5 protein-coding genes and 1 pseudogene are annotated in these 6,005 nt (G+C 77.5%); 3 read left to right on the top strand and 3 right to left on the bottom strand.

Annotated elements, in window-relative coordinates:
* Positions 1-23 precede the first annotated feature (23 nt).
* A pseudogene (locus ACMA1D_RS01730) lies at positions 24-677 on the top strand (SCO1860 family LAETG-anchored protein); the annotation flags it as partial.
* Positions 678-816: 139 nt separating this feature from the next.
* On the opposite strand, the gene ACMA1D_RS01725 reads toward ACMA1D_RS01730, so the two are convergent.
* Positions 817-1,566: an SDR family oxidoreductase gene (locus ACMA1D_RS01725; protein ID WP_414722036.1), complete on the bottom strand. Its 750-nt coding sequence runs from the start codon at positions 1,564-1,566 to the stop codon at positions 817-819.
* A gap of 95 nt (positions 1,567-1,661) precedes the next feature.
* Between ACMA1D_RS01725 and ACMA1D_RS01720 the strand changes: the two genes are divergently transcribed.
* Positions 1,662-2,270 (top strand): TetR/AcrR family transcriptional regulator, encoded by a 609-nt coding sequence (locus ACMA1D_RS01720; protein ID WP_414722035.1) that lies wholly within the window; start codon positions 1,662-1,664, stop codon positions 2,268-2,270.
* Positions 2,271-2,546: 276 nt separating this feature from the next.
* Here ACMA1D_RS01720 and cobC read toward each other — a convergent pair whose 3' ends face one another.
* Both cobC and ACMA1D_RS01710 read right to left on the bottom strand, forming a co-directional pair.
* On the bottom strand, positions 2,547-3,662 hold the full coding sequence (gene cobC, locus ACMA1D_RS01715) for an Rv2231c family pyridoxal phosphate-dependent protein CobC (RefSeq protein WP_414722034.1): 1,116 nt from the start codon (positions 3,660-3,662) through the stop codon (positions 2,547-2,549).
* 490 nt (positions 3,663-4,152) lie between these two features.
* Entirely contained in the window at positions 4,153-4,665 is a 513-nt protein-coding gene (locus ACMA1D_RS01710; RefSeq protein ID WP_414722033.1) for a cobalamin biosynthesis protein, read from the bottom strand.
* 185 nt (positions 4,666-4,850) lie between these two features.
* Between ACMA1D_RS01710 and ACMA1D_RS01705 the strand changes: the two genes are divergently transcribed.
* Entirely contained in the window at positions 4,851-5,741 is an 891-nt protein-coding gene (locus ACMA1D_RS01705; protein ID WP_414722032.1) for a ZIP family metal transporter, read from the top strand.
* The last annotated feature ends 264 nt before the right edge of the window (positions 5,742-6,005 follow it).

Below are 6,005 nucleotides of genomic sequence, written 5' to 3'. Positions count from 1 at the left end.
CGCCGGCGCACGCCGCCGACGGCGCCGGCCCCGTCGACCGCGCGGGCTCCGCACCGGCCGGCTCCGGTACGTCGAGCGCGGCCGTGCTCCGTACCGATCTCGACGTGTCCCTGCTCCGCGGTGCGCTCCGGGTGCCGCTCGACGCGCCGGTCAACGAGGTGCGGGCGCCGGGGAGCGCGGAGAAGACCGCGCTCACCGTGTTGCTCGACGGCATCGCCGACGGCAAGCCGATCACCGTCTTCCGCGCCGACACCGCCACCGCCCGCGCCACCGCCGGCCCGCGCGCCGCCGTGGGCCGCGCCCACCTGGCACAGGCCCGCGTCTACGCGCCGGGGCTGCCCGCGCTGCCGCTGGTCGAGGTGGACGCGGTCACCTCGACCGCAACGTGCCGGGCCGGCAGCCGGCCGGTCGCCGCGGTCGATCCGATCGGCGCGGTCACCGTGCTCGGCAAGCGGGTTCCGCTCGCCGTCCGCCGCGCCACCGAGGTCACCGTTCCCGGCGTGGGTGAGGTGCGGCTCTCCGTGGCCGAGACCACCACGACCGCGCGTACGGCCGCCGCTGCCGCCCTGGAGTTGCGGGTGGCCGTCGATCCACTGCGGCTGAACGTCGCCAGCGTCACCGGCCGGATCGCGCTCGCCGAGACGCACTGCACGACGCCCGCCGGGCCACGGGCGTAGACCCGGCGGCCGGAGCCGCCGGGCCCGTCCGCGTGGGGCGGGCCCGGCGGTCCGGTGGTCGCCGCGGGCCGTGCGGGCAGTGCGAGTCGTACGCGCCATGCGGGGCCCACGGCCGTACGGGGCGGACGCCCGGCGGTGCTCAGACCTGGTTCATGCCGCCGTCGACGTACAGGCTCGAACCGGTGACGAAGCTGCTCTGTTCGGAGGCGAGGAAGGCCACTGCGGCGGCGATCTCCTCCGGGCGGCCGAGGCGGCCCAGCGGTACCTGGGAGACCAACTGCTCCCGGAAGTCGGGCGCCTGGCCCGGGTCGGGGGCGAGTGCGGCGAGGCCGGGTGTGTCGGTCGGGCCCGGGGTGATCGTGTTGACCCGGATGCCGCGCCCCTTGAGTTCGTTGGCCCAGGTCCTGGCGAACGAGCGGGTGGCCGCCTTGCTCGCCGCGTAGACGCCGAACGCCTCCGCGCCGACGTCCACGTTGGTCGAGCCGTTGAGTATCACCGATGCGCCGTCGTTGAGCAGCGGCAGCGCCTTCTGGACGGTGAACAACATGCCGCGGAGGTTGATGCCGAAGAGGGCGTCGAAGTGTTCCTCGGTGATCTCCTCCAGCCTGGCGAACGCGGCGATCGAGGCGTTCGCGAACAGCACGTCAAGGCCCCGCCCCCGGTCGCGTACCGCCTCGTAGAGCCGGTCCAGGTCGGCCAGGTCCGCGACGTCGCCGACGACGGCGGTGGCCGCGGGGCCGATCGTCGTGAGCGCCGCGTCGAGTTCGGACCTGCGCCGGCCGGTGATGAACACGTGCGCCCCTTCGGCCGCCAGCCGTACGGCGCTGGCTAGGCCGATCCCGGTGCTGCCGCCGGTGACCAGAGCGGTCTTGCCCGCGAGTAATGCCATGTGGGTAACCCCCTTCGAATTCTGCATCGATCGATGCGGAAATGGACCGTAGCACTTCTGCATCGGTCACTGCCGAAAGGGATAGGCTGCGGGGCGTGGGAACCAAACAGAGCGGCCCCGTCGGACGTCCGCGGGGCTTCGACGCGGACGAGGCCCTTGAGCGCGCCATGCTGACCTTCTGGGAGCACGGGTACGAGGGCGCCAGCCTGGCCACGCTGACCGGGGCGATGGGCATCTCCGCCAAGAGCATGTACGCGGCCTTCGGCAACAAGGAGGAGCTGTTCCGCAGGGCCCTGGCGCGCTACACGGAGGGCCCGAGCGCCTATCTGGCCCGGGCCCTGGAGGAACCGACCGCCCGCGAGGTGGCCGCCGCGATCCTGGCCGGAACCGTCCGCACCACCACCCGCCCCGCCCAGCCGCACGGCTGCCTCGGCGTCCAGGGCGCGCTGGCCGCAAGCGCGGCCGGGAGCGACGTCCGTGACCTGCTCGCCGCCTGGCGCAACGACGGCTGCTGTCGGGTCCGCGACCGGTTCGTGCGCGCACGGGAGGACGGCGACCTCCCGCCGGAGAGCGATCCGGTCCTGCTGGCCCGCTACGTCACGACGCTCGTGTTCGGCATCGCCGTACAGGCGGCGAGCGGCGTCGACCGCGAGGAACTACAGCGCATGGCCGACGCGGCACTCCGCACCTGGCCGCTCTGCTGAGCCGGGGCACGTGACCCGCGCCCGCGCGCGAGGTGCCCCGGCCGGCCGTTCTCGTACGGGGCGCTGTGCTGCGCCGCCCTCGCGCGCTCGCGCACGCGAAGTCGTCGGGGTCCCGGGCCGCCCTGGGCGCACCGCCACGCGCGCACCCGCGCACGCGAGGCGCCCCGGGCCGGCGTGCGGCAGGCCCGCAGCCAATCGGCGGCAGGCCGGCGGCGGGCCAGGGGCGGGGCAACGACTGCGGGGCAAGGGCGGATCGGCGACCCCGCGCGCGGTGGGTCAGTGTGTGGTCTCGCCCGCCGGTGCGTCCCGCAGGACGTGGCCGAGGGCCGCTGCGAAGCGGTCGGTGGTGGCCCGGTCCCGTACGGCCAGCCGGAGCCACTCGGTGCCGAGACCGGGGAAGGTGTCACCGCGGCGGACCGCGAAACCGGCCGCCCGGAGCCGGTGGCGTACCGCGTCGGCCCCCGGCAGGTGGATGAGGACGAAGGGGCCGGCCGCCGGCTCGCAGACCCGTACGGGCGGGAACTCGGCCAGCCTGGCGATGAGATGGGCCCGGTCGGCGGCGATGCGGTGGGCGGCGTGGGCCGCCTCCGCCCGCGCCTTGGGCGTGCTGCACGCCTCGGCGGCGGCGAGCGCCGGCGAGGACACCGGCCACAGCGGCTGGGCCCGCTCCAGCGCGCCGATGGTGGCCGGGTCGGCCAACACGTAGCCGATGCGCAGCCCGGCCAGGCCCCAGGTCTTGGTGAGGCTGCGCAGCACGACCAGCCCCGGCACGTCGGTGCGCGCGGCCAGCGATGCGCTCTCGCCGGGCACCGCGTCCATGAACGCCTCGTCCACGACGAGCGTCCGGCCGGGCCGGGCGATGGCCGTCAGCACGTCGGCGGGGTGCAGTACGGACGTCGGGTTGGTGGGGTTGCCGATCACCACCAGATCGGCGTCGGCCGGCACGTCGTCGGGGCGCAGCCGGAACCCGTCGGCCGGCCGCAGCAGCACCCGCCGCACCGTCCGCCCCGCGTCCCGCAGCGCCGACTCGGGCTCGGTGAACTGCGGGTGCACCACCACCGGGCGGCGCCCCGGCAGGGCCCGCGCGATCAGCACGAACGCCTCCGCCGCTCCTGCCGTGAGGAGCACCCGCTCCGGCGGCAGCCCGTGCCGCTCGGCGACCGCACCGCGCGCGTCCGTGCCGTCCGGGTAGGCGGCCAGCGTGTCGAGCGATGCGGAGATGCGGGCCTTGAGCCAGCGGGGCGGGGTGTCGGCGCGCACGTTGACGGCCAGGTCCACCAGGGCCGCGGCGCTGCCCCGTACCTCGGCGTCGCCGTGGTGGCGCAGGTCGGGGCCTGGCCCGGCGGACTCCACCGTGGGGCCGGGCGCCGGCTCCATGTGCTGCAACGGCATCCTCACGCTCCCCACGTCCCGGGTGCCGGCAGCCGGTCGCCTCGCCGGGCGCCCGGGCCGCGGCCCGGGGTGGGCGGTGCTGACGGGCTCATCACGCGATCTCCTCCGTGCTGGTGGTGCGGGTCGTGGGGCGCCGGTGGGCGCCCGGGCCGGGCGGGCCGGTGTCGTGCTTCGTACGGGCGCGCGCGGGGTGTCGTCGGCGCCGGCGCGGTGCTGCCGGTCGGGCCGCCGACAGCCGTGATGCCCGCCACGGCGCCGCCGGCCCGGTGAGGGGCCGCGGTGTCCGGTACGCGAGCGGCGCCCCGTACCCGCCGGCGGCTCGGCCAGGCCGTGGCGGTGTCCCGTGACGTTACCGCTGGCCACCGCGGCGCCGCCGGGCAGGTCCGACGGGCCGTCCGCCGGGCGGCCCGGCAGGTCAGCGGGGCGCGGGGCCGGCGGGGTCGGCGACGCCGGCGGCGCTGGGGCGGGCCCGCTCGGTGCGGGTGGGGCCTCACTCCGGTGCGACCGGGGTGCCGTCGAGCGCGGACGGGTCGGCCTCGGGCACGGGTGGGGCGTCGTCGCGGGGCCGCCCGCGGTGGGCCGGCACCGCCAGCGCGCAGGTCGCGGCCGGTGGCCCGACGACCGGCGTCGACTTGCGCTTCTCCACGACCAGGCGGGCACCGGGGCCGGCCGCGAGCAGCGCCGCCGCCTCCGCGACGCTCGGCGTGCCCACCGCGGCCAGCGCCGTACGGGTCGGGTGCGGCACGGCCACTGCGGCCAGCGCGGCGGCCGGATGGGCGCGCAGCGGGACCCCGTACCGCGCGGCGGCGAGCCGCAGCGCGGGTTCGTCGGCCTTGACGTCGACGGTGGCGAACCCGGCGACGGCCGCCGCCGTCAGTCCGGCCTCCGCGAGGCACGCCGCGACCAGTGCCGCCACCTCGGCCGGCGGCGCGTCGCGACTGGCCCCGACGCCGACGAAGACCGACACCGGGTCGCGATCGGCGGCAGGTGGGCGAGCGGTCATGGCATCGCCCGCACGGCCCGCGTACGCTGCGTGATCACGACAGCGCACCGGGTGCTCATGTCAAGGTCGGCCGGCCGTATGCGTGCGGCGCGGGCCCGCCTGCGCCGCCCGGTGGAGGCGCCCCCGCAGGGCGGCCGGTGCCCCGCAGGGCCCGCGGACCCGGTGGGCGGGAGAGGAGCGAGGCCGTGCCGGTGGTGATCGCGCTGGGCGCGCTGGTGATGACGCTGCTCGGCGGCTGGACCGCGCACCGCGTGACCGACCGCAGACATCTGATCCTCGGTCTCGCCGGCGGTCTGATGCTCGGCGTGGTGGGGCTCGACCTGCTGCCCGAGGCGCTTGAGGTGGCGGGCGACGAGGTGTACGGGGTGCCAGCGGCGCTGCTCTGCTTCGTCGGGGGCTTCCTGCTCGCCCATGCGGTGGAGCGGCTGCTGGCCGAGCGGGTGGCCGCCCACCACGTCGCGCCCGCCGCACCGGGAGCGGCACCGGGCGGCACGCGTACCGCCGATGCTGCCGGCACCGTCGGTGGTGCCGATGGCCCGCGGGGCGACGGGGCCACCCCGCGCGCGCCCGCGCGAGGCGCCGTCCCCGCCGCACCGGGCGCGGCAGCACACGCCGCGCCCGCGCCGCTCGCCGGCCGGGCGCCGCAGGTGGGGCTCACCGCAGCCGCCGCCATGGTGGGGCACAGCGCCATGGACGGGGTCGCCCTCGGGCTCGCCGCTCAGATCAGCGGCGAGATGACGGTGGCCGTCGCGGTCGCCGTGATCGCCCATGACTTCGCGGACGGCTTCAACACGTACACGCTCACCAGCCTGTACGGGAACGCGCGGCGCAGGGCGGCGCTGATGCTCGGCGCGGACGCCGTCGCGCCCGTCGTCGGCGCGGCGTCCACCCTCCTGTTCACCGTGCCCGACCAGGCGCTCGGCATCTACCTGGGCCTGTTCAGCGGCGTCCTGCTCTACCTCGCGGCGGCCGACATCCTCCCCGAGGCCCACCACGACCACCCCGCCCTCAGCACCCTCGGCTGCACCGTCGCCGGCGTCGGCTTCGTCTGGCTGGTGGTGGGCGCGGCCGGCTGACCGGCGGCCGGCGGGGCGGGGCGCGCACTCCCGGGGGGTGGCCCCGACCGTCGGCGGCGCGGCCGGTACCGCGCGGTCCGCGCCGAGGGCTGCGGGGGCGGCCGTGCCGCCGCGCGCAGGTGTGTGCGGCGGACGGCTCGGGGGGAGCGGCGTGGCGGATTCCGCCCGGGACGGGCGGGTCGCGGTGGTAGGCAGGGGCGTCACCGCCCGGCCGCCCCGCGCGGGCGCGTGCGCGTACGGCGGGTGGCACCGGAGGTACGGCGC

The organism is Streptomyces sp. 796.1 (genome assembly GCF_047525675.1).
In the GTDB taxonomy this organism is placed as follows: domain Bacteria; phylum Actinomycetota; class Actinomycetes; order Streptomycetales; family Streptomycetaceae; genus Streptomyces.
Note: the sequence above shows the minus strand (reverse complement) of the source record. Positions and strands in the feature narration are given on the sequence as shown.

What these genes read in the sequence shown, in the direction of transcription:
- ACMA1D_RS01725 (WP_414722036.1), bottom strand. Translation starts at nt 1,566, where the DNA reads ATGGCATTACTCGCGGGCAAGACCGCTCTGGTCACCGGCGGCAGCACC.
- cobC (WP_414722034.1), bottom strand. Translation starts at nt 3,662, where the DNA reads ATGCCGTTGCAGCACATGGAGCCGGCGCCCGGCCCCACGGTGGAGTCC.
- ACMA1D_RS01710 (WP_414722033.1), bottom strand. Translation starts at nt 4,665, where the DNA reads ATGACCGCTCGCCCACCTGCCGCCGATCGCGACCCGGTGTCGGTCTTC.